Annotated in this window: 15 protein-coding genes; 3 read left to right on the forward strand and 12 right to left on the reverse strand. The window is 73.1% G+C overall.

Features of this window, described 5'->3' with window-relative positions; genetic code table 11:
• Positions 1 to 96: 96 nt before the first annotated feature.
• The 7 genes from ACFVIU_RS12000 to ACFVIU_RS12030 all read right to left on the reverse strand — a co-directional run bounded on the left by ACFVIU_RS12000 (position 97) and on the right by ACFVIU_RS12030 (position 14,148).
• The gene (locus ACFVIU_RS12000) at positions 97 to 966 is read right to left on the reverse strand and encodes a hypothetical protein (protein WP_385842220.1); all 870 of its coding nucleotides are present in this window, start codon (positions 964 to 966) and stop codon (positions 97 to 99) included.
• Between the two features lie 107 nt (positions 967 to 1,073).
• Entirely contained in the window at positions 1,074 to 2,420 is a 1,347-nt protein-coding gene (gene ccrA, locus ACFVIU_RS12005; RefSeq protein WP_385842471.1) for a crotonyl-CoA carboxylase/reductase, read from the reverse strand.
• 20 nt (positions 2,421 to 2,440) lie between these two features.
• Positions 2,441 to 3,775 carry a crotonyl-CoA carboxylase/reductase gene (gene ccrA, locus ACFVIU_RS12010; RefSeq protein ID WP_385842221.1) on the reverse strand — a complete coding sequence of 445 codons (1,335 nt, stop codon included), beginning with the start codon at positions 3,773 to 3,775 and terminating at the stop codon, positions 2,441 to 2,443.
• Positions 3,776 to 3,810: 35 nt separating this feature from the next.
• A complete protein-coding gene (locus tag ACFVIU_RS12015; protein ID WP_385842222.1) occupies positions 3,811 to 5,478 on the reverse strand; it encodes an acyl-CoA dehydrogenase family protein in 1,668 nt (555 codons plus the stop codon).
• Positions 5,475 to 6,200 carry a thioesterase II family protein gene (locus tag ACFVIU_RS12020; protein WP_385842223.1) on the reverse strand — a complete coding sequence of 242 codons (726 nt, stop codon included), beginning with the start codon at positions 6,198 to 6,200 and terminating at the stop codon, positions 5,475 to 5,477. Before ACFVIU_RS12020 ends, ACFVIU_RS12015 begins: the two co-directional genes overlap by 4 nt.
• The gene (locus ACFVIU_RS12025) at positions 6,200 to 12,748 is read right to left on the reverse strand and encodes an amino acid adenylation domain-containing protein (protein WP_385842224.1); all 6,549 of its coding nucleotides are present in this window, start codon (positions 12,746 to 12,748) and stop codon (positions 6,200 to 6,202) included. The genes ACFVIU_RS12020 and ACFVIU_RS12025 overlap by 1 nt, the downstream gene beginning before the upstream one ends.
• A gap of 173 nt (positions 12,749 to 12,921) precedes the next feature.
• Positions 12,922 to 14,148: an MFS transporter gene (locus ACFVIU_RS12030; protein ID WP_385842225.1), complete on the reverse strand. Its 1,227-nt coding sequence runs from the start codon at positions 14,146 to 14,148 to the stop codon at positions 12,922 to 12,924.
• Positions 14,149 to 14,957: 809 nt separating this feature from the next.
• On the opposite strand from ACFVIU_RS12030, the gene ACFVIU_RS12035 reads away from it, so the two are divergent.
• Positions 14,958 to 15,728: a thioesterase II family protein gene (locus tag ACFVIU_RS12035; RefSeq protein WP_385842227.1), complete on the forward strand. Its 771-nt coding sequence runs from the start codon at positions 14,958 to 14,960 to the stop codon at positions 15,726 to 15,728.
• Between the two features lie 199 nt (positions 15,729 to 15,927).
• Here ACFVIU_RS12035 and ACFVIU_RS12040 read toward each other — a convergent pair whose 3' ends face one another.
• The 5 genes from ACFVIU_RS12040 to ACFVIU_RS12060 form a co-directional block, all read right to left on the reverse strand.
• The gene (locus tag ACFVIU_RS12040) at positions 15,928 to 16,848 is read right to left on the reverse strand and encodes a BTAD domain-containing putative transcriptional regulator (RefSeq protein WP_385842228.1); all 921 of its coding nucleotides are present in this window, start codon (positions 16,846 to 16,848) and stop codon (positions 15,928 to 15,930) included.
• A 229-nt stretch (positions 16,849 to 17,077) separates the two neighbouring features.
• Positions 17,078 to 18,889: a LuxR C-terminal-related transcriptional regulator gene (locus ACFVIU_RS12045; protein WP_385842229.1), complete on the reverse strand. Its 1,812-nt coding sequence runs from the start codon at positions 18,887 to 18,889 to the stop codon at positions 17,078 to 17,080.
• Positions 18,890 to 19,154: 265 nt separating this feature from the next.
• The gene (locus ACFVIU_RS12050; RefSeq protein ID WP_385842230.1) at positions 19,155 to 20,630 is read right to left on the reverse strand and encodes an MFS transporter; all 1,476 of its coding nucleotides are present in this window, start codon (positions 20,628 to 20,630) and stop codon (positions 19,155 to 19,157) included.
• A complete protein-coding gene (locus ACFVIU_RS12055) occupies positions 20,627 to 21,088 on the reverse strand; it encodes a PaaI family thioesterase (RefSeq protein WP_385842231.1) in 462 nt (153 codons plus the stop codon). The genes ACFVIU_RS12050 and ACFVIU_RS12055 overlap by 4 nt, the downstream gene beginning before the upstream one ends.
• The gene (locus tag ACFVIU_RS12060) at positions 21,085 to 22,641 is read right to left on the reverse strand and encodes a class I adenylate-forming enzyme family protein (protein ID WP_385842232.1); all 1,557 of its coding nucleotides are present in this window, start codon (positions 22,639 to 22,641) and stop codon (positions 21,085 to 21,087) included. Before ACFVIU_RS12060 ends, ACFVIU_RS12055 begins: the two co-directional genes overlap by 4 nt.
• A 333-nt stretch (positions 22,642 to 22,974) precedes the next feature.
• On the opposite strand from ACFVIU_RS12060, the gene ACFVIU_RS12065 reads away from it, so the two are divergent.
• Both ACFVIU_RS12065 and ACFVIU_RS12070 read left to right on the forward strand, forming a co-directional pair.
• Entirely contained in the window at positions 22,975 to 24,747 is a 1,773-nt protein-coding gene (locus ACFVIU_RS12065; protein ID WP_385842234.1) for an AMP-binding protein, read from the forward strand.
• Entirely contained in the window at positions 24,744 to 25,871 is a 1,128-nt protein-coding gene (locus tag ACFVIU_RS12070; protein ID WP_385842235.1) for a beta-ketoacyl synthase N-terminal-like domain-containing protein, read from the forward strand. The genes ACFVIU_RS12065 and ACFVIU_RS12070 overlap by 4 nt, the downstream gene beginning before the upstream one ends.
• The last annotated feature ends 21 nt before the right edge of the window (positions 25,872 to 25,892 follow it).

A 25,892-nucleotide genomic window follows, 5' to 3' on the forward strand; every position in this document is an offset into this window, starting at 1 on the left:
TAACTCACCCCGGAGCCGTTCCACTTCCCTCAACCTCATGCAGGAAAGCTGCCCACCACCAGGCGAGAACACCCGACGTAACGAAGCACTACTAGGTCACCTCGGGCACCAGCGGGGCGCCCACGGGGCCGCCGTCGCGGTACCGCGCAGCGACCGCTCCAGCCCGAAGGAACCGGACCCGCGGGGCTGCCGCTCGACGGGCTCGTGATCGAGGTCGACGTCTGCGTGGACGTCGATGAGCCCCAGCGCGGCCGCCTTCACCCCGGCCTCGAACCGGGACTCCGCCCCCAGCACCTCCATCAGGCTCGCCACGCACCGCCGGTAGGTGCGCACGGAGATGCCGAGCTGGCGGGCGGCGACCTCGTCCTTGCGGCCCGAGCCGAGCAGTCGCAGGATCTGCGGGGTCTTCTCGTCCAGGACGTTGCGCTGGTAGTGGAGGAACCGGTCCAGGTCGCAGGCCCCGTCCCAGGCCGCGTCGAGCAGGGCGACCAGCGGCTCGACCACGACGGGGGAGTGCACCAGGACACAGCGGCGGCTCCGCCCGGGCTGCCACATCAGGATCCGCTTGCGGTCGAACACCACCATCCCGTGCAGATCCACGGTGCTGATCCGGACCCGGGCCCCGTTCTCCCGGCTGATCCGCTCCAGGAACTCCAGCCGGCCGTGGCCGTCCAGCTCGTCGGGGGGGCAGATCACGGACGTCGTGACCGACCGGCCGGCCAGGGCGGTGATGCTCTCCCGGGCCCGCTCGATCTCCTCCCGGCCGTACCCGTTCATCTGGCAGTTGACGAAGAGCACTTCCCTGCGCACCGTCCGCAGCAGACTCTCCGTCAGCTCGACGTACTCGACGGCGTGCTGGTCCGCGATCTCTCCTCGGGCGGGCTGCGCCGGAACCCGGACGACACGCGGACCGGCGCGGCCGTCGATCCGACGCAGTACTGCCTCGACCTGCTGTGTGCCTGTCACTGGACACCTCTCTTCACCGTGCGCGGATCGAACCGTTCCATGCCGCCCGCCGGCGGGTCCGGCGGACGGCGGTCCTGTTCAGTCGAGCGAACCGCGGTGGGGCCGGCTCATACGGGGCCGGTCCCGGTGCGGAAGCGGTTGATGGCGCTCAGGTGGCGGGCGCGCAGCTCCGCGTCCCGCACCCCCAGCCCTTCGTGCGGGGCGAGTGCCAGGACGCCGACCTTGCCGTGGTGCAGATTGCGATGGACGTCGTAGGCGGCCTGCCCGACCTCCCCCAGCGGGTACACCCGCGACAGGGTCGGATGGATCCGCCCCTTGCCGATCAGCCGGTTGGCCTGCCACGCCTCGCGGTAGTTCGCGAAGTGCGAGCCGATGATGCGCTTCAGCGACATCCACAGGTAGCGGTTGTCGAACTGGTGCTGGTAACCGGAGGTCGACGCGCAGGTGACGATCGTGCCACCCTTGCGCGCCGCGTAGACCGAGGCGCCGAAGGTCTCCCGTCCCGGGTGCTCGAAGACGATGTCGACGTCCTCGCCACCGGTCAGCTCACGGATCCGGGAGCCGAACCGGCGCCACTCCTTCGGGTCCTGGGTGTGCTCGTCCTTCCAGAACCGGTAGCCCTCGGCACTGCGGTCGATGATCGCCTCGGCGCCCATCCGCCGGCAGATCTCCGCCTTCTGCTCGCTGGAGACCACACAGATCGGGGTGGCGCCGCCGACCAGCGCGAGCTGGGTCGCATAGCTGCCGAGCCCGCCGCTCGCGCCCCAGATCAGCACGTTGTCGCCGACCTTCATGCCCGCGCCGTTGCGGGAGACCAGCTGCCGGTAGGCGGTGGAGTTCACCAGCCCGGGGGCGGCGGCCTCCTCCCAGGTGAGGTGGCCGGGCTTGGGCATCAGCTGGTTGGACTTGACCAGGGCCAGCTCGGCGAGCCCGCCGAAGTTGGTCTCGAACCCCCAGATCCGCTGCTCCGGGTCGAGCAGCGTGTCGTCGTGCCCGTCCGGGGACTCCAGCTCCACGGACAGACAGTGCGCGACGACCTCGTCGCCGGGCTTCCAGGCGTTGACCCCCGGACCGGTGCGCAGCACCACACCGGCCAGGTCCGAACCGATCACGTGGTACGGCAGGTCGTGCCGCGCGGCGAGCGGTGAGGTACGGCCGTACCGCTCCAGGAACGCGAAGGTCGGTACCGGCTCGAAGATCGAGGACCAGACGGTGTTGTAGTTGACGGAGCTGGCCATGACCGCCACCAGCGCCTCGCCCGGGCCGAGTTCCGGGGTGGGCACCTCCTGGACGTGCAGGGACTTGCGCGGGTCCTTGTCCGCGCTGCTCATCCCGGCGAACATCTCCGTCTCCTCGCGCAGCAGCACGGCCGCCCGGTAGGACTCGGGCACCGGCAGCGCGGCCACCTCCTGCGCGGACAGCCTGGGGCGTCCGGACTCGCCGGACTCCGCCAGGACCGACGTCAGCTGGTCCCTCACCTGCCACCGTCCGCGCTGCGGAAGGCGTGCAGCCGGTCCTCGCCGATCCGCGCCCGGGTGGCGGGGTCGGTGATCCCGAGCCCCGGCTCGGGAGCCAGGCACAGCACACCGACCTTGCCGATGTGGCGGTTGGTCTGGATGCTGCGGGCGGCCTCGGCCACCTCGTCCAGCCGGTAGACGGCCGACAGGGCGGGGACGATCCGGCCCTGCTGGATCAGCCGGTTGGTCTCCCACTGCTCCTGGAGGTTGGCGCCGTGGCTGCCGATGATGCGCTTCAGCTTCATCCACAGGTAGCGGTTGTCGAACTGGTGCTGGTAGCCGGTGCTGGAACCGCAGGTGACGACCGTGCCGCCGCGCCGGGCGAGGAACACCGACGCCGCGAAGGTCGCCTTGCCGACGTGCTCGAAGACGATGTGCGGGTCCTCGCCGACCGCCTTGCGGATCGCCTTGCCCAGGCGCTTCCAGCCCTCCGGCCGCTGGAGGCTGCCGGGGTCGCCCTGCTCGATCTCGGTGCGGTCGATGACGACGTCGCAGCCCAGGCCGGCCAGGATCTCGGCCTTCTCCGGGGAGCTGACCACACCGATGGACGTGCCGCCGCCGTTGCGCACGAACTGCACGGCGTAGGACCCGAGTCCACCGCTCGCGCCCCAGATGAGCACCACGTCGCCCTGCTTCATCCGGGCGCCCCGGTCACTGACCAGCATGCGGTAGGCGGTGGCCGCGCACAGTGGGTTGACGGCCGCCTCCTCCCAGGACAGATGCGCGGCCTTGGGAAGCAGCTGGCTGGCGCGCACCACCGTGTAGTCCGCGAGGCCGCCGAAGTTGGTCTCGAAGCCCCAGGCGCGCTGGTCCTCGCCGAGCATGCTGTCGGCGTGGCTGGCCGGCTCCTGGTCGTTCACATGGGCCGTGGCGATCACGACGTGGTCGCCGGGCTTCCAGTGCTGGACGGCGGAGCCGACGCGCACCACCACACCGGACGCGTCGGAGCCGAGGACGTGGTACGGCTGGTCGTGCCGGGCGTGCCAACCGCCCTGGGAGGCAAGGTGCTTGAGGAACCCGAAGGTCGGCAGCGGCTCGAACATCGCCGACCAGACGGTGTTGTAGTTGATGGCGCTGGCCATGACCCCGACCAGCACCTCGTCCGGCGCCAGTTCGGGCATGGGCACGTCGCCGACGTGCAGGGACTTGCGTACGTCCTTGTCCTCGACACCGACGAACAGCTCCGTGTCCTCGGCGCGGACGAAGGCGGCCCGGTACTGCTCGGGAACCGGGTGCCGCAGCAGCTCCTCGGCGCTGCTCCCCGTCGTGACGGCTTCGGTCAGGGTCGTCATGGTCTTCCTTCGGTGCTCGTGGGGTCGGTCGGGGATCACGGGTGGAGGAGATGGTCGGGCGCGCCGTCCAGCAGGGCGCGGGCCAGCCGTGCGCAGGCCGCCGGCGGCTCCTTCGCCACCTGCTCCCACAGCGGGGCCAGCCGCGCCCGCGCGCCGTCGCAGACGACGGCCGCGAGGTCCTGGGCGTTCGGCTCGTCCCGCGGGTCGGCCTGGGCGGCCCGCGCCAGGACGACGGCCATCGTGAACAGCTCGGTGGCGATGCGGTTGACGGCGATCAGCGTCTGCTGCCGCTCCAGCAGCTCGGCGGCCGGCTGGGCGCCGGTCAGCTCGCGGCAGATCCGGGCCAGCCGCCCGACGTCCTCGCGCACCGCCTGAAGGTGGGCGCGGTTGCCGGGCGACAGGGCACCCGGATCCAGAGCGCCGTCGGTGCCGGGCAGCTCCTGGCCGCCGTCCCGGTAGTAGCCGGCGAGCATCCGCGCGGCCAGATACCGGTCGAGGTTGAAGTCGACGCCACCGGCGACCCGCATGCCGCGGATCTCCCGCTGTGCCTGCTCCACGGGGTGCGGGGCCAGCCCGCGCGCCGCCTTGCTGTCCGCGGTCTCGTACCCCCGCGCGCCCAGCAGCGACACCGTACGGTCCACCACCCGCCACGCCGTCATCGAGGTGAGGTTCTTCAGCGCGTCCCGCTCCCAGTTCAGGGCGGTGGCGTCGGTGTGCAGCATGGCCCAGCGGACCGCGCTGTCCATGGCGTAGACGTCCGCGACGGACTCGGCGAGCAGCTGCCGGATCGCCTCGTACGACGCCAGCTCCCGGCCGTCCACGGCCCGCTCGGCGACGAAGGAGCGGGACCACTCCAGGCAGCGCCGGGCGAGCGCCATCGACGGCGCGCTGGTCACATAGACCCGGGCCAGCGCGTGGATCTCCGCGTACGGCGAGGCCCTGCGCCACTCGGCCTGCGCGGGCAGCGTGTGCCCGGCCGGGACGAACACCTCGGTCAGCCGCAGATGCGAGATCGGGGTGGCGTGCAGGCCCATGAACGCGTGGTGGGCGACCACCTCGAAGCCCTCGGCGGGCAGCTCGACGAAGAACAGGCCCACCTGGTCGCCGTCCCCGCCGCCCTCGACGGTCGCGGTCACCGCGACCAGGCCGGCCGCGGCCCCGTTGGTGATGAACATCTTCTCGCCGGTGAGCAGGTACCCGGACCCGTCCGCGGTGGGCCGGGCCACCGTGGACCGGCCCGTGTTGCCCGCTCCCTCGGGCTCGGTGCTGGCCAGCGCGCCCACGGTGCCGGCGGCCACGTGCTTGGCGAGCAGCTCGCGCAGTTCGCCGTCGGGCACCGCGGGCAGGAAGGCGATCGGGCCGAGGGCGTTGTGCGCGGACAGCAGCATGCTGAGGGCCGGGGCGCGCTCGGCGGCGGTCTCCAGCACCCGGAAGCCGTTGTAGTCCGACAGCGCCAGGCCGCCGTCCTCGCGGGGCAGCAGCATCGCCAGGAAGCCGGCCTCGTGGAGCGCGTCGAGCAGCCCGCCGGGCAGCTCGCTCCGGCCGTCCAGGCCGTCCGGGACATGGGTGTCCAGCACCCGCGTCATCGCCCGGACCGCCTCGTCCCCGGCCCGCCGGTCCGCCTCGGACTGCCGGGGGAAGGAGCGCAGCCGGTCCCAGGGGAACCCGCCCCGGCTCATCTCCTGAAGGACACTCACGGTCATATCAGCTTCCTCAGCGCCTGCATGAACGCCTCCGGATGTTCCCGGAGGTAGAAATGTCCGCCGGGGAACAGCTCCACGGTGCACTCGGCCGTGGTGTGCTCCCGCCACTGGGGCAGATACGGCGACGCCAGGTCGCTCTCCCCGCCCAGCACCGAGATCGGGATGTCCAACGGCTCCTGGCGGACGTGCTGGTAGGTCTCGAAGATGGTGAAGTCGGCCCGGTAGGCGGGCAGCACGAGCCGCACCAGCTCCGGGTCCGCGAGCAGCGGCGCGGGCAGCCCGCCGTAGCGCTCGTCGACGGCGGCGAGCAGCTCGTCGTCGCCCAGGGTGTGCAGCGGGCTGCGCGGGTGCGGCAGGTGCGGCGCCGGGTAGGCGGACAGCACCAGCCGCTCGGGCAGCGGACGGCCCGCCGCGCGCAGCGCGCGGGCCGTCTCGAAGGCGGTCAGCCCGCCGAGGCTGTGCCCGAAGAACACGAACGGACCGGCGAAGTCGACGGACTCGACGAGGCTCTGGACGAAGGTGTCGATGGAGTCCAGCGGGGTCTCCATGACCCGGGTGCCGCGCCCGGGCGGCTGGATGCCCCAGACCTCCACGTCCGGCAGCTCGTCCGCCCAGCGCACGTACTCGCCCGGCGAACCGCCGCTGTGCGGGAAGCAGTACAGGCGCAGGGACGCCTCCGGGCGCCGCCGTCGGCGCACCAGCCAGGGTGACTTGTCGGCCATCAGTGCTCGCTCTCCTTCAGCCGGCGCTCGGTCAGTTCGGCGAGGCCCGCGACGGTCGGGGTGGTGAAGATCTCCCGGGCCTCCAGCGGGATGCCGTAGGTGTCCCGCAGCCAGGCGGCCAGCCGGGTGACCAGGACGGAGTCACCGCCCAGGTCGAAGAGGCTGTCGTCCGGGTCGACCTCGTCCAGGCCGAGGAGCTGCCGGAAGGTCTCCGCGATCCGCTCCTCGGTCTCGGTGCCCGGCTCGGCCGCCGCGGCCTCGGTCCGCGGCCGGGCGGCGGGGGAGGCGGTGCCCGGCGTACGGCCCAGCCACGCGTCCGGAGTGGCCTGCGCGGTCCCTCCGGCGGTGCCGGGATCGGCCGGCTCCACCAGGAAGTGGCGCCGGTCCAGCGGGTGGCCGGGCAGCTTGGCGCGGCGCCGGCCCGCCGCGTCCTGCACCCGGCCGAAGTCGACCGGGGCACCGGTCAGCCAGAGCCTGCCGAGCGCCTCCAGGGCGACGGACAGCGCGGAGGCCGGATCGGTGGGGTGCGGCTGGGACTGGAGCACCAGCTGGTGGTCGCTCAGCTCGGGGTGCTGACGCGACAGCGTGGTCAGCGTCATGCCCGGCCCGACCTCCAGCAGGATCCGCTCCGGGTCCGCGAGCAGGGTGGAGACCGCGTCCCCGAACCGGACCGCGTTGCGCATGTGCGCCATCCAGTAGGCCGGGTCGGTCAGCTGTCCCGGCTCCGCCCAGGTGCCCGTCATGTCGGACACGAAGGGCACGGTGGGCTCGTGCAGCTCGATCGCGGCCACCGCGGCCCCGAACTTGTCCAGGACCGGCTCCACCAGCGGCGAGTGACCGGCACCGGAGATCTTCAGCTTGCGGAAGTCGATCCCCTTCTCGGTCAGTTGCGCGGCCAGCAGGTCGATGTCGGCCTCGCGGCCCGACACGGTCACCTGCCCGGGGCCGTTCACCGCCCCCACCGTGACGGAGTCGGGCAGCAGCGGTACCACCTCCGCCTCGGGCCGTTTGACGGCGAGCATGGCCCCGGCCTCGACCGTGGACAGCAGCTGCCCGCGCAGACCGACCAGGGAGATGCCGTCCGCGAGCGAGAACACCCCCGCGGTGCAGGCCGCGGCGTACGCCCCGAGGCTGTGGCCGACCAGGGCGCTCGGCGTGATGCCCCAGTGCTGCCAGAGCCGGCCCAGCGCGTACTCCAGGATGAACACCGCGGGCTGGGCGACGGTGATGGTGTTGATCCGGCGCCCGGCCTCCGCCACCGCCTCCGCGTCCCGCGGGTCGGGGTAGACGATGCTGCGCAGGTCCAGGCCGAGGCGCTCGTGCGCCGCCTCGAAGGCCTCGTCGACATGGCGGCGGAACACGGCGTTGTGCTCGTACAGGTCCCGCGCCATGCCGACGTGCTGGCCGCCCTGACCGGGGAACATGAAGGCCACCGGCCGCTCGGCGGGCGCACCGGCGGACGTCGGCACCCGGCGGGCGTTCCCGGAGGTCAGGGCCCGCGCGACCTCCGCGGTGTCCTGGCCCACCACGAACCGGCGGAAGGGATAGGTACGCCGGCCCCGCTGGAGGGTGAACGCCACGTCGGCGAGCGGCAGCCCGGGCTCCCCGGCGAGGCGCTCGGCGAGGTCCTCGGTCAGCCGGTCCAGCGCCGCCTCGGAGGCGGCGGACAGCGGCAGCAGCTGCGGGGTGCCGGTGGGCCGGGCGGGCTCGCGCGCCGGCGGCTGCTCGACGACGACATGGGCGTTGGTGCCGCCGATGCCCAGCGCGCTGACCCCGGCCCGCCGTGGGCCGGCGGACGGCTGCCACGGGCGCAGCTCGGTGTTGACCCGGAACGGGCTCGTCTCGAAGTCGATCTCCGGGTTCGGGCGTTCGAAGTTCAGGCTCGGCGGGATGACGCCCTTCTCCACCGCCAGGACGGCCTTGATGAACGCGACGACACCGGCGGCGGCGTCGGTGTGCCCGATGTTGGTCTTGACCGAGCCGAGCCAGCAGAACCCCGAGCGGTCGGTCCCGGCCCGGAACGCCTTGGTGAGCGCGGCCACCTCGATGGGGTCGCCGAGCCGGGTGCCGGTGCCGTGCGCCTCGACGTAGCCGATCGAGTCGGGCTCGATCCCGGCGGCCAGGTGCGCGGCGCGGATGACCTTGGCCTGGCCGTCGATGCTGGGCGCGGTGAAGCCGATCTTCTCGCCCGCGTCGTTGTTGACGGCCGACCCGCGCAGCACCGCGTGGATGTGGTCACCGGCGGCGACCGCGTCCGACAGCCGCTTGAGCACCACCACCGCGGCGGCGCTGCCCCCGACGATCCCGTCGGCGTCCGCGTCGAACGCCCGGACGTGGCCGTCCACCGCGAACGGGCCGCCCTCGGTGTACCGCACCGGCAGCAGCGGCACCCGCACCCCGGCACCGCCGGCCAGCGCGACGTCGCAGTCCCTGGACGCCAGCGCCTGCGCGGCCAGGTGGATCGCCGTCAGGGAGGTGGAGCAGGCGGTCGCCACCGTCACCGCGGGGCCGTTCAGCCCCAGCTTGTGGGCGGCACGGCTGGTCAGGTAGTCGGGCGCGGTGGAGATCCGGAACTGCCAGTCGTCGGCGAACGGCAGCTTGCCGCGCTGCGACTGGAGCGTGGAGTAGTACGTCGTCATGCTGCCGCCGGCGAAGATGCCGACGGACGGGCCGTCCGGCTCCGGCACCAGACCGGCGTTCTCCAGCGCGCTGTGGGCGACCTCCAGGAAGACGCGCTGCTGGGGGTCGATCAGCAGGGCCTCACGCGGCGAGTAGCCGAAGAAGGCCGCGTCGAACTCCGCGGGGGAGTCCAGCAGACCGAACGCGGTGAGCCCCTCCCCGTCGGGCTCGACCGGGCCCAGATAGGTGATCGACTCGACGCCGTCGCACAGGTTCTCCCAGAACGCGCCGACATCGGCCGCCCCGGGGAAGCGCCCGGCCATGCCGACCACGGCGATCGGCTCGGGACCGCCCGTGCCGCCGGCGCGCTGGCCGGGCGCGACGAGCGGCTCCGCCGCCTCCCCGCTGAGATGCGCGGCCAGGGAGTGCACCGTGGGGAACTCGAACAGGGTCATCAGCGGTGCCTTGATGCCCAGATCGGCCTCCAGCCGGTGCTGCACCCGGGTGAGCAGCAGTGAGTGCCCGCCCAGGTCGAAGAAGCTCTGGTGCGAGCCGACACCCTCGACCCCGAGCACCTCCTGCCAGATGCCGGCGATCCGCCGCTCCAGCTCACCGGCGGGCGGCCGGACCGTGGCCGCCGCCTGCCGGACGGGCGCCGGAAGCCGCTTGGCGTCGACCTTGCCGCTCGGGTTGAGCGGCAGATGGGTCAGCGTGACGAACGCGGCCGGGACCATGTACTCGGGCACCGCGCGGGACAGATGCTCGCGCAGCTCGGCCGGGGCCGGCTCGGTGTCCGGGTCCGCGGGCACCACGTACGCCACCAGCTGCCGGTCGGCGGGGTCGTCGGACGGGGTGTCACCCGCCGCGCGCACCAGCACATGGGCGTCGCCGACCCGCGGGTGGGTGCGCAGCGCGGCGGTGATCTCGCCCAGCTCGATGCGGTACCCGCGCAGCTTGACCTGCTCGTCCATGCGCCCGATGAACTCGATCTCACCGTCGGCACGGAGCCGGGCCAGGTCCCCGGTGCGGTACATCCGGGCGCCGGGGTCCGCGGCGAACGGGTCGGCCACGAAGCGTTCCTCGGTCAGCTCCGGGCGGTTGCGGTAGCCCCGCGCCACACCCACGCCGCCGATGTACAGCTCGCCGATCACGCCGGGCGGCACCGGCCGCAGCGCGCGGTCCAGCACCCGGACCGTCCAGCCCGGCAGCGGCCGGCCGATGGGCGGGTCCCCCGGCTCGTCCTCGCGGGTGCGGACCGTACCGGCCGTGCTCAGCACGGTGGCCTCGGTCGGGCCGTAGGCGTTGACGAAGCGGAACGGGGTGCCGGGGCGGGGCCGTGCGGTCAGCCGCTCACCGGCGACCAGCATCATGCGCAGCGTGGTGTCCGCGTCCCACTCCCGGTCCAGCAGCGGCGCGGCCAGGGCGGTCGGCAGGACGGTGAGGGTGATGGAGTTCTCCCGCAGCCACGCCTGGTAGTCGGCGGCGACGAGCACCGTGGCCCGGTCCGGGCAGTGCAGGGTCGCGCCGGCCGCCAGGGCCGGCCAGATCTCCAGCTGGGACACGTCGAACCCGGGGGAGATCAGCAGGGTGGCCGCGTCCTCGGGGGTGACGTCGTACTCCCGGACGTACCAGGAGGCCAGATGGCCGAGCCCGCGGTGCGGCACCTCGACGCCCTTGGGGCGGCCGGTGGAACCGGACGTGAAGATGATGTACGCGATGTCGTCGGGCCCGGCCTCGTCCGCGACGGCGTCCCCGGTCCGGCCGTCCTCCGCGCGGCCGTCCCGTACCGTCAGGCACCGCCGGGCCGGGAACCGGTCCCGCAGCTCCTCGCTCGTGATCACGGCGAGCGCGTCGGCGTCCTGAAGCATGCCGTCCATCCGCGCCTGCGGCTGGCCGGGGTCGACGGGCAGGAACGTGGCGCCCGACTTGAGCACCGCCAGCTCCGCGAGGACCAGGTCGGCGCCGATCGGCAGGCAGACGGCGACCACCGTGCCCCGGCCGGCCCCGGCCTCCCTCAGCCGGGCGGCCAGGCGCTCGGCGCCCTCGTCCAGCTCGCCGTAGGTCATGGTCCGGCCGGCCTCCACCACGGCGGCCTTGCCGGGCTGTGCCTGCGCCTGCCGCTGCACCCGGCGGTGCACCGGCAGTTCGTGCGCGGCCGGGTCCACGGGCTGCGGGGCGCTCCATGCGCGCAGCCGCTCCGCGGCCCGGTCCTCGTCCAGCAGCCGCAGCTCGCCGACGGGGGTGTCCGGGGCTTCCAGCGCGTGGGCCAGCAGTTCCTGGAAGGCCGCGGCGATCGACTCCACCGTTCCGGCGTCGAAGAGGTCCGCGTTGTACTCCCAGATCAGCGCGATGCCCTCGTCGCCGGCCCGCTCACCGGAGGCGTGCTTCTTGTCCTGGGGCACCACGATGAGGTGCAGGTCCATCTTCACCGTGTCGTTGAACGGCTCGGTGATGGACGACTCGCAGTCACCGAACCGGGGCGCGGCCTCGGTGTGGTCGTGCGCGGTGACCATGGTCTGGAACAGCGGGGGGTGCGCCGGGGTGCGGGGGACACCGAGGGCGTCGATGACGACCGGCAGCGGGCACGCCTGGTGCGCCGCGGCGTCCAGGACCGTGTCCCGCACCTGCTTCAGCAGCCGGCTGAACGGCAGCTCGGCCGAGACCCGGGTGCGCAGCGCGGCGCTGTTCATCACCATCCCGACCATCTCTTCTTCCGCCGGGCTGCGGCGGTTGGCCAGGGGGGTGCCGACGCAGATGTCGGTGTCACCGCTGTAGCGGTGCAGGACGGCGGTGAAGCACGCGAACAGCGCCATGAACGGGCTGACCCCGTCGCTGCGGCGCAGCCTGCCGAGGCCGTTCAGGAGCGAGGCCGGGACCTCGCTGTACACCCGGCGGCCCCGGGTCGTCTGGACCGGCGGCCGGGGCCGGTCGGTCGGCATGCTCAGCACACCGGAGTAGTCGGCCAACTGCTGCTGCCAGTAGGCGAGATGGCGCTGCATCGCGGGGCCGTCCTGCTCCGCGCGCTGCTGCCGGGCGTAGGCGCCGTGCTGGAGCGCCGGGGCCGGCAGAGCGGCGTCCCGGCCTGCCGCGCGGGCGTTGTACAGGGTCTCGACCTCGCGCAGCTCGACGGCGAAGGACCAGCCGTCGTGCAGGATGTGATGGGCCACGACCAGCAGTTCGTGCTCGTCGGGGCCCAGGCGTATCGCCAGCCAGCGCTCCAGCGGGTAGTCCGCGAGGGAGAACGGCCGGGCCAGCTCCGCCGAGACCCGGCGGGCGCGAGCCGACTCCCGTTCGTCCTCGGGGAGTCCGGACAGGTCCGCCCGCTCGATGCGGGCCGGGCGCGGCTCGTGGACGACCGGCACCGGGGTGCCGTTCTCCTCCCGGTAGCTGGTGCGCAGTGCCTCGTGGCGCCGGTAGACCTCGGTGAGGGCCCACTCCAGGACGTCGAGGTCCAGCGCGCCGCGCACCCGGATGCTCCGGGAGCCGTTGTAGACGGGGTCGTCCGGGGTGAGCTTGTGCAGGAACCACATCTGTTCCTGGTTGGCGGACATCACCCGCGGTGCGGTGCCGTCCCCGGCCGCACCGCGCCCGGGGTGGGACGCGGCCGGAGTGGACGTGACGGCGGCTTCGCCGGCCGCCGCGGCGGCGGCCACGGCATCGGCGAGTTCGTCCAGCGTGGGGTGGACGAAGATGTCGCGCACCGGGATCTCGACACCGAGCCGTTCCCGGACGCGCACCACGATCTGCGCGGCGAGCAGGGAGTCGCCGCCCAGCTCGAAGAAGCTCTCCTGGGGGTCGAACCGCTCGATCTGGAGCACCTCGCGCCAGATCGAGCCCAGCGTCTCCTTGCCGGACGCGGGGTCGTAGGGAAGGGATGTGCCGGTGGTGGGGTCTTGCCGGCTGCCGGGGCTTTGCTCGGCGGAACGCACAGTGGTAACTCCGGATCACGGTCGGACGTCGGAACGGGTGCCGCGCGGGGTGCCGGGGGAGCGCGCGGTGGTGACGACCGCCGGGGTGACCGGCGGTCGTCGCGTGGGTGGTACGGCCGCCGGGGCGGTCGGTGGCCGGTGGGCGGCTCGGCGTGACCGCCGGGTCGCGGCGGTCAGTTGGTGGCGGACAGGTCGCGTTGCGCGCTCTTCGGGCCGGCGGCGGCGCGCCGGCGGGCGAACAGGGCCGCGGCCACCGCGAGCACGATGACCGCCAGCACCTCGATGCCGGTGGCGGTCAGCGTCAGCGCGGTCATCGAACCGCCGCCCATCGCCACACCGCCGAGGGCGCCGCCGGCGGCGATGCCCAGGTAGGTGGAGGAGCTGTTGAGGGAGAGGGCGACGGTGGGGGCCGGGATGTCCAGGCTCGCGATGCGGTGGTTCTGCCCGGTGGGCAGCGACCAGCAGGAGACGCTGATGACGGCGAGGATCAGCCCGAACAGCCCGCGGCCGACCCAGGAACCGCTCGGCGTGGGAAGCGTGAACAGGGCGAGCACCAGCAGTCCGACGGACAGCACCGCGGCGGACCCGAAGTAGGCGCGGTCGCCGCCCCAGCGGTCGGCGGCCCGGCCGCCCACCGCGCTGCCGGCGACCGCGGCGACGCCCCACACCAGCAGGAAGACGCTGACTCCGGTGGAGTCGACCTTCGTGGTCTTCATCGCCAGCGGTGCGATGTAGGTGAACATGGTGAACACACCGGCGCATGCGAGCGCGTTGGACAGCAGGGCGGCCAGCACCCGCGGGTGCGCGGCCACGCCGAGCCGCTCCCGGATGGTGACCGACGGCGGGGTCGGCACCTCCGGCAGGGCCACCATCAGGACGATCGTCGCCAGCAGCGCCATCGCCGCCACCAGGACCAGGGTGATCCGCCAGCTGCCGATGGCGCCGACCAGCGTGCCGATCGGGACACCGAGCGCGGTGGCGGCGGACATGCCGCCCGCCACCAGGGCGATCGCCCGGCCGCGCCACTCCTCGGTGGTGACGCTGACGGTGACCGCGATGCCGCAGGGGATGTACAGGGCGGCGCCGAAGGCGGCCAGCACCCGCGCGAGCATGAGGACTTCGTAGGTGGGGGCGACGGCGCCCAGCACGTTGGACACCACGAACGCGATCAGGGCGGCCACCAGCAGCTGCTTGCGCCGCACCCGGGCGGTCATGGCCGCGAGGATCGGCGCGCTGATCGCGTAGAGCAGGGCGAAGACCGTCACCAGCTGTCCGGCCACGGACGTGGTGACGTCGAAGTCCCGCGCGATGCGGTCGAGCAGGCCGCTGATCACGAAGCCGTCGGTGCCGATGCTGAACGCACCGAGGCTCAGCGCCAGCAGCAGAATCCGGTTCGGCATCTGGCTAGATCCTCTCTTCTGCTGACGGGCGATGCTGCGGGCCGATGCCGGTGAGGACTCTGGGGGGCATGTTCTTTCGGATCCCATCGGGCTGGGGGCTGGCTGAGGTGGGGGGACGGCAGCAGGGGGCGGGAGCCGGGCGGGAGCGTGCGTGGGCGGCCGGACGGCGGCGCCGCCCGGCTGTGTGCGGAACAGGTCTGTACATGATCCGGGAAACGGACCGAAAAGGGATATCCGTGACCGGCGATAAGCGCCGTCGGTAAACCCGGTGTCACGTGAATTCAAGGTTACGCGGACTCGGCCGATACTCTGCGGCTCATCTCTGTCCCACCCCCGTTTCACTCCCCCGTAAACCCCGCAAGATGATGCCGGTTTTGCGGCAGCACTGAAGTTAGCCTCGGCTCACTAAGAGAGTCAAGCTTGGGGCGGACGACCGCATTGTGACGCGGAACTCAGTGCCCGCATCGCCCACTTGACCTGCGGAGACGAGGCGTGGAGCGGCGATCCGGGAGGTGCAGGAAATTGCACATCGGGATGATCTGCAAAAAGTTTCACCTCACACGCGGTCGCGCCGCTAAAACGGCCGGGGGTGAGGTGCAATTGTTTGCAGTCGGGCCCTCCGGGGGCCCTCCGGGGGCCCTCCGGGACGCCGTACGGCCATGCCCGTGTCCCCAATAAATGCCGAGCGGATCTCCCGCGCGGAATGTACACTCCACGACGCGGCGGCGTACGCCGTTCTCCGCACCCCGTCCGCGGCCGGCCGATCCGAACCGGTGCGGCGAAGCGAAGAAGCAAAGGAGTGGCGGACGTTGAACACCCCCGAGCACAACAGCCCGTGGATACGGCGCTTCCACCCGTCCCCCGAGGCCCGCATCCGGCTGGTCTGCCTGCCGCACGCGGGCGGCGGCGCCACCTACTACCACCCGCTCTCGGCGGCTCTGGCCCCGGACGTCGAGGCTCTGGCCGTCCAGTACCCCGGCCACCAGGACCGCCACCGGGAGCCCTGTATCGACTCCCTTCCCGAGCTGGCCCGCCGGCTCGTTCCCGAGCTGCTGCCGCTGACCGACCGGCCGTTCGCGGTGTTCGGACACAGCATGGGCGCCTCGCTCGGCTTCGAGGTCGCCCGGCTCCTGGAGCACGAGCACGGCGTCGTCCCGGCCGCGCTGTTCGCCTCCGGGCGGCGGGCCCCCTCCGAGCACCGGGAGGAGTTCCTGCACCAGCAGGGCGACGACGTCCTGGTCCGCGACGTCCGCGAACTCAGCGGCACGGACGCGCGGTTGCTGGCCGATCCCGAGCTGCTGGACATGGTCCTGCCGGCGCTCCGCAGCGACTACAAGGCGATCGAGACCTACCGCTACGTCCCCGGCCCCGACCTGAGCTGCCCGGTCACCGTCCTCATCGGCGACGAGGACCCCCGGGTGACGCTCGACGAGGCCCGGTCCTGGACCGCCCACACCACCGGGGACTTCGCCCTGAAGGTCTACGGCGGCGGCCACTTCTACCTGACCCGGCACACCGACGCGGTCGCCCGCGAGATCTCCGGCCGACTGCTGTCCACCACCGGCGCGTCCCGGTCCTAGCCGCTCTGCTCCCCGGCCCGGGGCGCCGCCGTGAACCCGGCCGCGCATCAGCAACAGCGTTCCCTCTCCCGGGCCGTACGCGGTGCGCGCGACCTTGGGGGTCTCCGCGGTCGGCAGCGGCTCGGGCGACCTCAGCGCCCGGTACCGGACCCACGCCGCGTCCGCCACGGTGGTACGTGCCAGTGCGCTTCCGGTGTGCTCAGGAGCGGACGCGGAGGTCGTGCCGCCGCATGAGACGCACCATGAGGTGGTCGATCTGCTTCCGTTCCGCGCGGAGCGAGGCGTTCTCGCGTTCCAGCGCGGCCAGCCGGATGTGGGCGTCCTGCGGCAGCGCGGTTTTGTGGCCGCCGAGTTCCGGATGCTGTTCCAGAATTCTCTGCTCCAGGGCCCGAAGGCGCTGCGACGGGTCTATTCCGAGTTCTTCGGCGAAGCGCCGTTTCACATCCCGGTAGACATTCAGCGCGTCCGCCTGCCGGCCCGCGTGATAAAGCGCCCTCATGAGCTGGGACTGGAGAGTCTCCCGGAAAGGGTGCTCGGCGGCGCTCGCCATCAGCTCCGGAATGATGCGATGGTGCCGGCCCAGTCGCAGCTCCAGTCCGAAGCAGCGCTCCAGTGCGCTCATGCGCTCCTCGTCGAGCCGGGCCGCGGCCGCCCGGACGAGTGGGCCGGTGAGCCCCTCGGCGGCGGGGCCGCGCCACAGGCCGAGTGCCGAGCGCAGCAGCCGTACCGCCTCCGCGTCGTCCCCCGCGGCCTCGGCCCGGGCGGCCCGGTCCACCCGGGCGGTGAAACGCCGCACGTCGACGCGGTCTTCGGGCACGGTGAGGCGATAGCCCTGGCTCTCGGTGCTGATCACATCCGGCAGCCCGCCCTCGGCCAGCACGCGCCGCAGCCGGGAGACGCAGATCCTCAGCTGCACCTCCGCGGTCTGTGGAGCCCGGCCGCCCCAGATGCCGTCGATCAGCCGCGCGCCGGTGATCGTCTTGCCGACGTCCAGCAGGAGCAGCGTGAGGAGCGTCTGCTGGCGGGCCCCCGCGACAGTGATCTCCGTACCTGCCGCAATGATTTCCAATGGGCCAAGGATATTGAAGGAAAACGTGCCGTCAGCGATGTCCAGTCGCATTCAACTCCCCCTCCTTGGCGATGCTTTGGGCGACGCAACGCTACCTCCGTACCAGTCGGTAACAGCCTGTGACGAGCGCCACGAAATAAAGTTGCGTGGTGCGGTAAACCGAATGGGTTGGTCGGGCAACGTGAAGTCGGGTGAGGTGCAGGAAGAGCAATGTACCGGTTATCGGAGTCCGTGTTCGGTGGAGACGTGTGCCGGTGCGGAAGAGGTGGCCGGCCGCGGCTCAGCCCAGCAGCCGGGCCAGCTCGACCCGGGAGGCCACGCCCAGCTTCCGGAAGATCTGCCGCAGGTGGTAGTTGACGGTGTGCGGCGAGCACGACACCCGCGTCGCCACCTGCTTGTTGGTCAGCCCCTGTGCGACCAGCCGCGCGATCCGCTGCTCGGCCGCCGTCAGCGCGCTCCCGGCCGGTGCGTCGGCCCGCTCCGGGCGGGCCGCGGGCTCGGCGTCGGCGGGCCGCTGCCGGCCCTGCGCGCTCTCCCGGAGCAGCGCTTCCAGGCGGGCCACGGCGGCGTGTGCGCCGATCGCGTGGTACCGCTCGGCCGCGGCCCGCAGATGGCGGCGCGCCGCGCCGGTGTCGCTGCCGGGCCGGCCGAGCAGCAGCGTCCCCAGGTCCTCGCTCGCCGCGGCGGCGGCCCAGGGTGCCCGGTGCTCGGTCGCCGCGTGCTCCAGGGCGTCGGGGTCCTCGTACAGCAGCCCCCGGGCATGGGTCGCGGCGGCGGCCAGGCCCGGGTGCGCGGGGTTCCGCTCCGCGAGCCGCTCGACGCGCCGGGTGACCGCGGCGGCCAGGGAGTTCTCCTCCGCGGCCAGGCTCAGCCGCACCAGCCGGGCCGCGGCTGCCGGGTCGCGCACGAACAGCGACGGCCTGGTCAGCAGATCGGGGTAGCGCTCCACCAGCAGGCCGACGGCGCCGCGCGCGTCCATGCCGGCCGTGGCCACCTGGAAGTCGGCCCAGGTGTGCCGCAGGGAGAGGAACGAGCCGGGCTGGGCGACGAGTTCCATCCGGGCCCGCCACACCTGGTCGGCGGCCTCGCCCCGCTGGCCGCGGGCCAGCGACAGCAGCGACAGCAGGGACAGGCCCTGCGAGGCGGGCAGCCGGGCGTGGGTGCGCTGGGCGAGCGAGACCCCGGAGGAGATCTCGGCCTCCGCGGCCTCGGTGCGGCCCGCCCCGAGCAGCAGCCGGCCCCGTACGACCGCCGCCTCGGCCCGGGCCCGCTGGTGCCCCAGGCGCTCGGCCAGCTCGCTCGTCCGGGTCAACGCGGCCTCCGCCTCGGCGAACCGGCCGAGCTGGGTCAGCTTCACGGCCAGTGCGAGCGAGGGGTACGGCCGCCAGCCGGGCGGCAGGACGGCGTGGTCCCCGGCCAGCGCCTCGCGGCCGCAGCGGAGCGCCTCGTCGAGATGTCCCGCCGCCCACTCCAGGTTGGACAGCACCACGGCCGCGACGACCGGGACGGCCCCCGGTCCGCCCGCCCGGACCATGGCCCGGGCGCGCTCCCGCCGCCCCTGCTCGTCCGGGCCGAACAGCGAGAGGACCCGGGACGCCTCGGCCTGCGCGGACGCGGGGTCACCGGTGGGGGAGAGGATCTCGGCCAGCGCCAGGTGGGCCGCCTCCGCGGTCCGCGGGTCCAGTGGGCCGCTCGGGTTGTCGTGCGACAGGAAGAGGGCGGACACCAGGGCGTCCGGGGTCGCGTGCGCCTCCGTGGCCGGCTGCCCCGCCGGCCGGGCGGCCGGCGCCCCGCGCAGCAGAGTCCGGCGCACCGGTGCCGGGATCCGGGCGTGCAGCGCCTGGCGGACGTCGGGGGACCGGAAGGCGAGGCGGTCACCGGTGAACCGGATGAGCCCGGCCTCGACCGTCTCCTCCAGGGCGGGCAGCATCGACAAGGTTGTCACCGACTGCACCCGGGCGATCTCCTGCAAGGTGAACACATCGCCGACGAGCGCGGCAGCCTGGGCGAACTGCCAGGCGGACTCGGACAGTTCACCGTAGACCGGGGCCGCGTCGCGTGGTGCTTCGTGGGGGGCTGCGTGGTCCAGCATGCGGGTTTCCATCAGCTTCGCTCGGCCGAACTCCTGGGTCGTCCCGAGAGTCTGCGGGCCGGCGGGGAAGCCGGACAAGCCGGAACGGCCGTACCGGGCGCCGCGGATGCCGCGGTGATACGCCCGTGATACACGGCGGATACGCGATCGTCACCGGGCCACCGTGGTCACCCGGTGCCGGCGGCACGGGGAGAACACGGTGGCCCGCAGGGTCGTAGACGAACGGACGAACGAACCAACAGGCGGACGGACGGAGGAGCCCGTCTCACGCCTCGGCGGTCTTCTCCTGAGCGGCGATCCGCCGGAAGACCCCCATCATGCCCATCACGACCAGCACCATCGCCAGACACACGGAGGTGGCCGCCACCATCGCGTGCGGGTAGGCGGTACCCGGCCGCCCGTTCCCCGCGGCGGCGAAGAACACCGCACCGACGGCCGCGACGCCGGCCGAACTCGAGAACTGCTGCGCCGTGGTGAGCGCACCCGACGCCATGCCCGCCTTCTGCGGCGGCACGCGCAGCAGGGCCGCGCCGATCAGCGAGGGCAGCACGACACCGTTGCCGAGGCCGACCAGGCACAGGCAGCCGCAGATCCAGGCGACCTCGGTGTCCGCACCGGCCGCCCGCACCCGCAGCAGCAGCGCCAGCAGCCCCAGGGCGGTCACCGCCGAACCCCCGATCAGGGCGTTCATGCCGAAACGGGCCGTCAGGCGCTTGCCCACCAGCGACGACACCATGTAGCTCACACCCATCGGCGTGAACGTCAGACCGGCTTCGACCGGGCTGAGCGAGAGGCCGCCCTGGAGCAGCAGCGTCAGCGTGAAGATGAAGCTGCCGAAGTAGATGTAGAAGGCCGCGCTCGCGATGATGCCGGCCCGGAACGACGAGCCGTGGAACAGCGTCAGGTCGAGTACGGGGGAGCCGCCGCGCGCCCCCAGCGTCCGCTCCCACCACAGGGTCAGCGCGCCGAGCAGCACACCGCCCGCCATGGACAGCCAGGTCCACACCGGCCAGCCCGAGGAGTGACCGAGCGCCAGCGGCACCAGAAGCAGGGCGAGGGAGGCGCTGAGACCGGCCGCGCCCACCGGGTCGATGCCGGCGCCCCGTCCGGAGTGGGCCGGGGGCAGCACCCGCGGGGCGCACAGCGCGACCAGTGTGCACACCGGCACGTTCACCAGGAAGATCACACGCCAGCCCAGTCCCGCGATGTCGGCGTTGAGCAGCAGCCCGCCGAGGAGCTGTCCGGCGATCGAGCCGATGCCCGCCGTCACCCCGTAGGCGGCGATCGCCCGGGGCCGCTCCGCCGGAGCGAACGTCGCCGTGATGGTCGCCAGCACCTGCGGCGCCATCAGCGCCGCGGTCAGTCCCTGGAGCAGCCGGGCCGCGATGAGCTGCCCCGGGCTCACGGCGATGCCGCACAGCAGTGAGGCGAGGCCGAACCCGGCCATGCCGATCGTGAACAGCCGCCGGTGGCCGTACAGGTCACCGAGCCGGCCGCCGGTGACCATGCCGCTGGCGAGGGCGAACGCATAGCCGCCCACGATGAGTTCGAGGGCCGTGGCACCGGCCCCGAGGTCGCTTTCTAACGACGGCGCCGCCACGTTCACGACGAAGAAGTCGAACTGGGTGACGAAGGTGCCCGCCAGCAGAACGGTGAGCACGGCCGCGATGGACGGTCTGCGCGGGGACGTCCCGTCGGCCGAGCGGGTGTGCGCAGGGGTGGAAGAAGCCGCTTCGGTCATCTTTTTCCTCGTTGCATGCGCTGAGCGGTGTTGGGGGCAACGGTGATCCGTGCGGTGCACGTACGCCGGCCCGCCTCATCGGTGATCACAACATCGTACGAGGCAAGGGTCGGACCGAGGGACAGTGCAGTCGCCACCGCGGTCACCACACCGCTGCGCACCGGCCGGTGGTGCGTGGCGTTGACATCGACCCCGAGGGCGATATGGCCGCCGCCCGCGTGCATGGCCGCGCCGATGGACCCGAGGGTCTCGGCGAGCACCACGGACGCGCCCCCGTGCAACATGCCGTACAACTGCTTGTTGCCGTTCACCGGCATGGTGCCGACGAGCCGTTCGGGCGACGCCTCGACCAGCTCGATGCCCATGCGCGCGGCGAGGGTCTCGGGGCCGCCGGGCCGGGTGATCCACGCCGACAGGTCGGCGCTCTCCTCCGGCCCGGCGGCGGAGGACTGGGTCATAGGGCCGCCGCGTCCTTCGTCTCGGTGGCGAACCGGCCGGTGGCCGAGGCCGTGTAGGCGTCGAGGTCCGCGTACTTCTCCCGCAGCCTGCGCTTGAGCACCTTGCCGGTGGGGCCGGTCGGGATGGCGGCCTTGTCGAGGGTCGTCTCCAGCAGCGCCAGCGGCGGCTGGCCGGCCTCGCGCAGCGCCGCGTTGGCCCGTGCCAGCAGCTCGGCCGGGTCCGCGTCGGCGGGCGCCCGGACCACGGCCACCGGCGCCGGGACGCCCGCGCGCCTGCCCGCAGCCACCGCGCAGTCCGCCGCCTCCGGCAGGGCGAGCAGCAGGATCTCCTCCATCAGCACCGAGTAACCGGGGCCCTCGGGGGTGTGGATCGTGTCCACCGCGCGGTCCACATGGAAGAAGTCCTCGCCCTCCCGGTAGGCGAGATCGCCCGACAGCCAGTAACCGGCCAGCTTGCTGCGGTAGTACGTGTCGGCGTCGTTCCAGTACCCCGGGATGACGGACTTGCTGCGCAGCCCGAACAGGCCGACCTCGCCGTCGGCGGCCGGGGTGCCGTCCTCGCGCAGCACCGCCACCTCGCCGGCCGGCACCGGGTTGCCCAGGAAGCGGGGGCGCGCCGGGGTGTCCTGGGTGATGTAGCGGCGCAGCGTCGCCCAGCCCAGCTCCGAGGAGCCGAGGCCGTCGCTGAACACCGAACCCGGCCGGCGCTCGCCGTCCACCACATGGTGGCCGTACCGGATAAGCTTGCGGATGTGCGCGTCGTGCGCCGAGTCACCGGTGTTCTGCCACTCCCGGACCGAGGTGAAGTCCTCCGGGTCCAGCTCCATGGAGGCCAGCTCCGAGTACGTCTGGTTGAACGCCAGGATGCGGGTCGGACGGTGCTCCCGGGCGCCCCGCGCCACTCCGGGCCCGGACTGGTCGGAGAAGGAGATCAGCGGCAGGCCGCACAGCAGCGAGTAGAAGGTGTACGCGATCGCCGACGAGTGCGACTGCGGCGCCGCCGACAGCATCACCGTCGGGTCCTCCGGCACGGACAGCCGCCAGCCCGGACCGTACAGGCTCTGCCGGTGCGCCCAGATGACCGGCTTCGGGATGCCGGTGGTGCCGGAGGAGTGGCACAGGAACACCGGGTCGTCGTCGCCGTGCCGGTACAGCGCCCGGTCGGGCAGGCTGCGCCGGCCGAGGATCCGCGCGTCGTCGGCGGTGACGGTCCAGCGCAGCGTCGCCAGCTTCTCCTGGCGGCCGTCCAGCAGGGCCAGGTGGGCCGCGTCGGTGAACAGCCCGACCGGGTCGGTGCGCGCCATCAGACCGAGGGCGAGGTCCGGTTCCATGCGCCCGTTGACGAGCAGCGGTATCGCGCCGATCCGGGCCAGCGCCGCCAGATGGACCTGGTCGTCGAAGGAGTCCTCGATGTAGACCGCGACCCGGTCGCTGCGCCGCACCCCGCGGTCCCAGTAGAACGACGCCCAGGACTCGGCCAGTTCGTCGAGCTGCCGCAGATTGAATTCCGACTGCGGCACACCGTCGACATTCATGACCGGACGATCGGCCACCAGGCAGGTCAGATCCGGATGCGGACTGAGTTCGAGCGCCTTTCTCCACGCATTCCCGCCGCCCACGGACGTGTCTTCGTAAATGCGCCGGCGGGCGTCCTGATCGAGCATGGATCGCGTCGTGAGCGGCATGTTCACCTGGCCTTGGTCGGGTGCAGACAGATGCGCGGCGAGGGGGCGCGCCACGTCGGTGACGACGGTAGACGCCGACCCGTGGCGGCCGTAACTACTCGAACGAGTAGGTGAGTCGGTGGGGTGCCTACTCGTTCGCGCGGTGTGCGGGCACCGACTGCCGGGCTAGCTTTTCGGCCATCGGCAGAAGGGAATCCACCAGTGACCACGCAGAGAAAGCTCGCAAGCGAAAAGCTGCGCGAGATCGTGGCGACCGTTCTGGAACTGGAACCGTCCGACGTGGGCGAGTCCGACCCCTGGGTGGATGAACTCGGCATGACGTCCCTCGAAAAGGTCGAGGCCATCACCCGCATTCAGGAGAACTTCGGCACCGCCCTGACACCGCGGCAGGCGGCGGCGATCGGCTCGGTGGCCGACGCGCTCGCCGTCCTCGCCCCGGCGGACGCCGCGGCCGGGCAGGCCGACCTGGTCGGGCGTCTGGTGCGGCACCGGATCGACGCCAAAGAGGGCGACCGGACGGCCTACACCGACCCCGACGTGGGCCGGGTGTCGTACGCCGGGCTGCACGCGGCGGCCCGTGACTACGCCGCCGAGCTGCGTGCGGCGGGCGTCCGGCCCGGGGAGCGCGGCGTGGTGATCGCCGAGGACTCCGTCGCCACCGTGGCGGCGGTCCTCGGCCACTGGTGGCTCGGCTCCGTGCCGGTCGTGGTGAGCCCGCTCCTCGACGACGCCGACATCGCCTTCGCGGTCGAGGACTGCGGGGCCCGCGTGGTGCACGTCGACGGCTCCGACGCCAAGCGCGCCGCCCTGCACCAAACGCTCGCGCACCTCCCGCGCCTCGACGGCGAGGACACCCGCCGCAGGATGACGGAAGGTCACGCGCCCGCCGCCGACACCCCGCCGCCGCACACCGGGCCCGCCGACGCCGAGGCCCTCGTGCAGTACACCTCCGGCAGCACCGGCACCCCCAAGGGCGTACGGCACTCGGCGGCCGGCCTGCTGGCCATGATCGACGGCTTCGGCGGCGTCCTGGGGCTGCGCCCCGACGACACGCTGCTGACCACCGCCCGCCTGTCCTTCGGCTACGGCTTCGGCAACGCGGTGCTCTGCGTCCTCGCGGCCGGCGCGAGCGCGGCCCTGATCCGCGGCGTGGTCGACCCGTACACCGCGGCCGAGGCCCTCGCCACCCACCGGCCCACCGTCTTCTGCTCGGTACCCCGGCTCTACGCCGCCCTGACCCAGCTGCCCGGCCAGGACAGCGCCGCCTACGACGCCGTACGGCTGTGCACCACGGCCGGCGAGAACTGCCCGCCGGCGCTCGCCGAGCGCATCCGGGCGGCCTTCGGCGCCCCGCTCGTGAACTGCTTCGGCGCCACCGAACTGATGCATGTCGCCCTGGTCGCACCGGCCGACCGCACCCCCGAGGGCGCGCTCGGCTTCCCCGTCCCCGGGGTCCGGGCCACCGTCCGCGACGCCGACGGCACCGAACTGCCCGACGGGCAGGAGGGCCGGCTGCACATCGCCGGCCCCACCGTCGCCCTCGGCTACGTCAACCGGGCCGAGGCCGACCGGGCGGCTTTCGCCGACGGCGGCGCCTACACCGGCGACCTGGTACGACGCGCCCCGGACGGCTCCTTCGCCTACCTGTGCCGGGCCGACGACATCCTCAACATCGGCGGCTACAAGGTGGTTCCGGCCGAGATCGAGGGCGTCCTGCGCACCGTCGAGGGCGTCGCGGCCTGCGCGGTCGTCGCCGGCCGCGACGCCGACGGCCTGGAGCAGGCGGTGGCCTGCGTCCAGCCGGCGGACGGCGCCGACCCGGCCCGGGTGCGCCGCGCCGTGATCAGTGCCGCGCGGCGCGGACTGCCCGCGCACAAGCGGCCCTCCCGGGTGGAGCTGTTCCCCGAACTGCCGACGACCGTCAGCGGCAAGACCGCGGCCCACACCCTGCGCACCCGGGTGGCCGAGGCATGACCTGGGACATCATCGGCCTGGGCGCGGTCAGCAGCGTCGGCGCCGACGCCCGCGCCACCTACGACGCGCTGTGCGCGGGCCGCGACGGCCGCGCCCCGGTCCGCGTCTTCGACCCGGCCTTCTACCAGGCCCGGCACGCCTACGAGATCGACGACCGCGGCCCCGGCGGCGACCGCCCGCTGCGCGCCACCGGCTGGCTCCTCACCGCGGTCGAGCAGGCCCTCGCCGACGCCGGACTGGACGACGACCTCAGCGAGGTCCCCGTGCTCGTCGGCACCACCCTGCGCGAGCAGCGCAGCGTGGAGCTGTGGTGGCGCGAGGGCGCCCGAGTGGCCACCGACGAGCTGCACTTCGGCAGCGCGCTGCGCCGCCGCTTCCACGCACGGACCAGCTACACCTTCGCCAACGCCTGCGCCGCCTCCCTGTACGCCCTCGGCATGGCCGCCGACCTGATCTCCCTCGGCCAGGCCGACACCGTCGTCGTGGCCGGCGCCGACTCCATCGCGGAGTCCACCTTCGCCGCCATGGACCGGGCACAGACCCTGGTACCGGACGCCGCACGCCCCTTCGACCGCGGCCACAAGGGCATGGTCATGGGCGAGGGCGCCGTGGCCGTGGTCCTCACCCGGGCCGGAGCGCGGCGGACGGGCGTCGCGGCCCGGCTGCGCGCCGTCGGCCTCAACTGCGACGCGGGCCACCCCACGGCCCCGGACCCGGCGGGGGTGGAGGCCGGGATCCGTGACGCCCACCAGCGGGCCGGGGTGCGCCCCGGCGACATCGACCTGGTGATGCTGCACGGCACGGGCACCGCCCGCAACGACGAGACCGAGGCGGCGGTCATGTCCCGGCTCTTCACCGACGCCCCGGGCCCGCTCATGACGGCCGTCAAGTCGGGCGTGGGGCACACGCTGGGCGGCTCCGGGCTGCTGAGCCTGGTGACGGCCGTACTGAGCATGCGGCACGGCGCCGTACCGCCGGTCATCGGACTGACCGACCCCATCGAGGAGGCGGCGGGACTGCGCCTGGTGCAGGGCGCCGCGGCGCCCGCCCCGATCGCACTCGCCCAGGTCAACGCGTTCGGGTTCGGCGGGATCAACGCCGTCGCGGTGGTGGAGAAGGCGTGAACAGCGAACCGACAGCGGGGG

Source organism: Streptomyces sp. NPDC127190 (genome assembly GCF_042672505.1).
Taxonomy (GTDB): Bacteria; Actinomycetota; Actinomycetes; order Streptomycetales; family Streptomycetaceae; genus Streptomyces.

Excerpts from the sequence above, each read along its gene's own strand:
- ccrA (WP_385842221.1), bottom strand. The coding sequence starts at position 3,775 with ATGACGACCCTGACCGAAGCCGTCACGACGGGGAGCAGCGCCGAGGAG.
- ACFVIU_RS12015 (WP_385842222.1), bottom strand. The coding sequence starts at position 5,478 with ATGACCGTGAGTGTCCTTCAGGAGATGAGCCGGGGCGGGTTCCCCTGG.
- ACFVIU_RS12020 (WP_385842223.1), bottom strand. The coding sequence starts at position 6,200 with ATGGCCGACAAGTCACCCTGGCTGGTGCGCCGACGGCGGCGCCCGGAG.
- ACFVIU_RS12030 (WP_385842225.1), bottom strand. The coding sequence starts at position 14,148 with ATGCCGAACCGGATTCTGCTGCTGGCGCTGAGCCTCGGTGCGTTCAGC.
- ACFVIU_RS12040 (WP_385842228.1), bottom strand. The coding sequence starts at position 16,848 with ATGCGACTGGACATCGCTGACGGCACGTTTTCCTTCAATATCCTTGGC.
- ACFVIU_RS12045 (WP_385842229.1), bottom strand. The coding sequence starts at position 18,889 with ATGCTGGACCACGCAGCCCCCCACGAAGCACCACGCGACGCGGCCCCG.
- ACFVIU_RS12050 (WP_385842230.1), bottom strand. The coding sequence starts at position 20,630 with ATGACCGAAGCGGCTTCTTCCACCCCTGCGCACACCCGCTCGGCCGAC.
- ACFVIU_RS12055 (WP_385842231.1), bottom strand. The coding sequence starts at position 21,088 with ATGACCCAGTCCTCCGCCGCCGGGCCGGAGGAGAGCGCCGACCTGTCG.
- ACFVIU_RS12070 (WP_385842235.1), top strand. The coding sequence starts at position 24,744 with ATGACCTGGGACATCATCGGCCTGGGCGCGGTCAGCAGCGTCGGCGCC.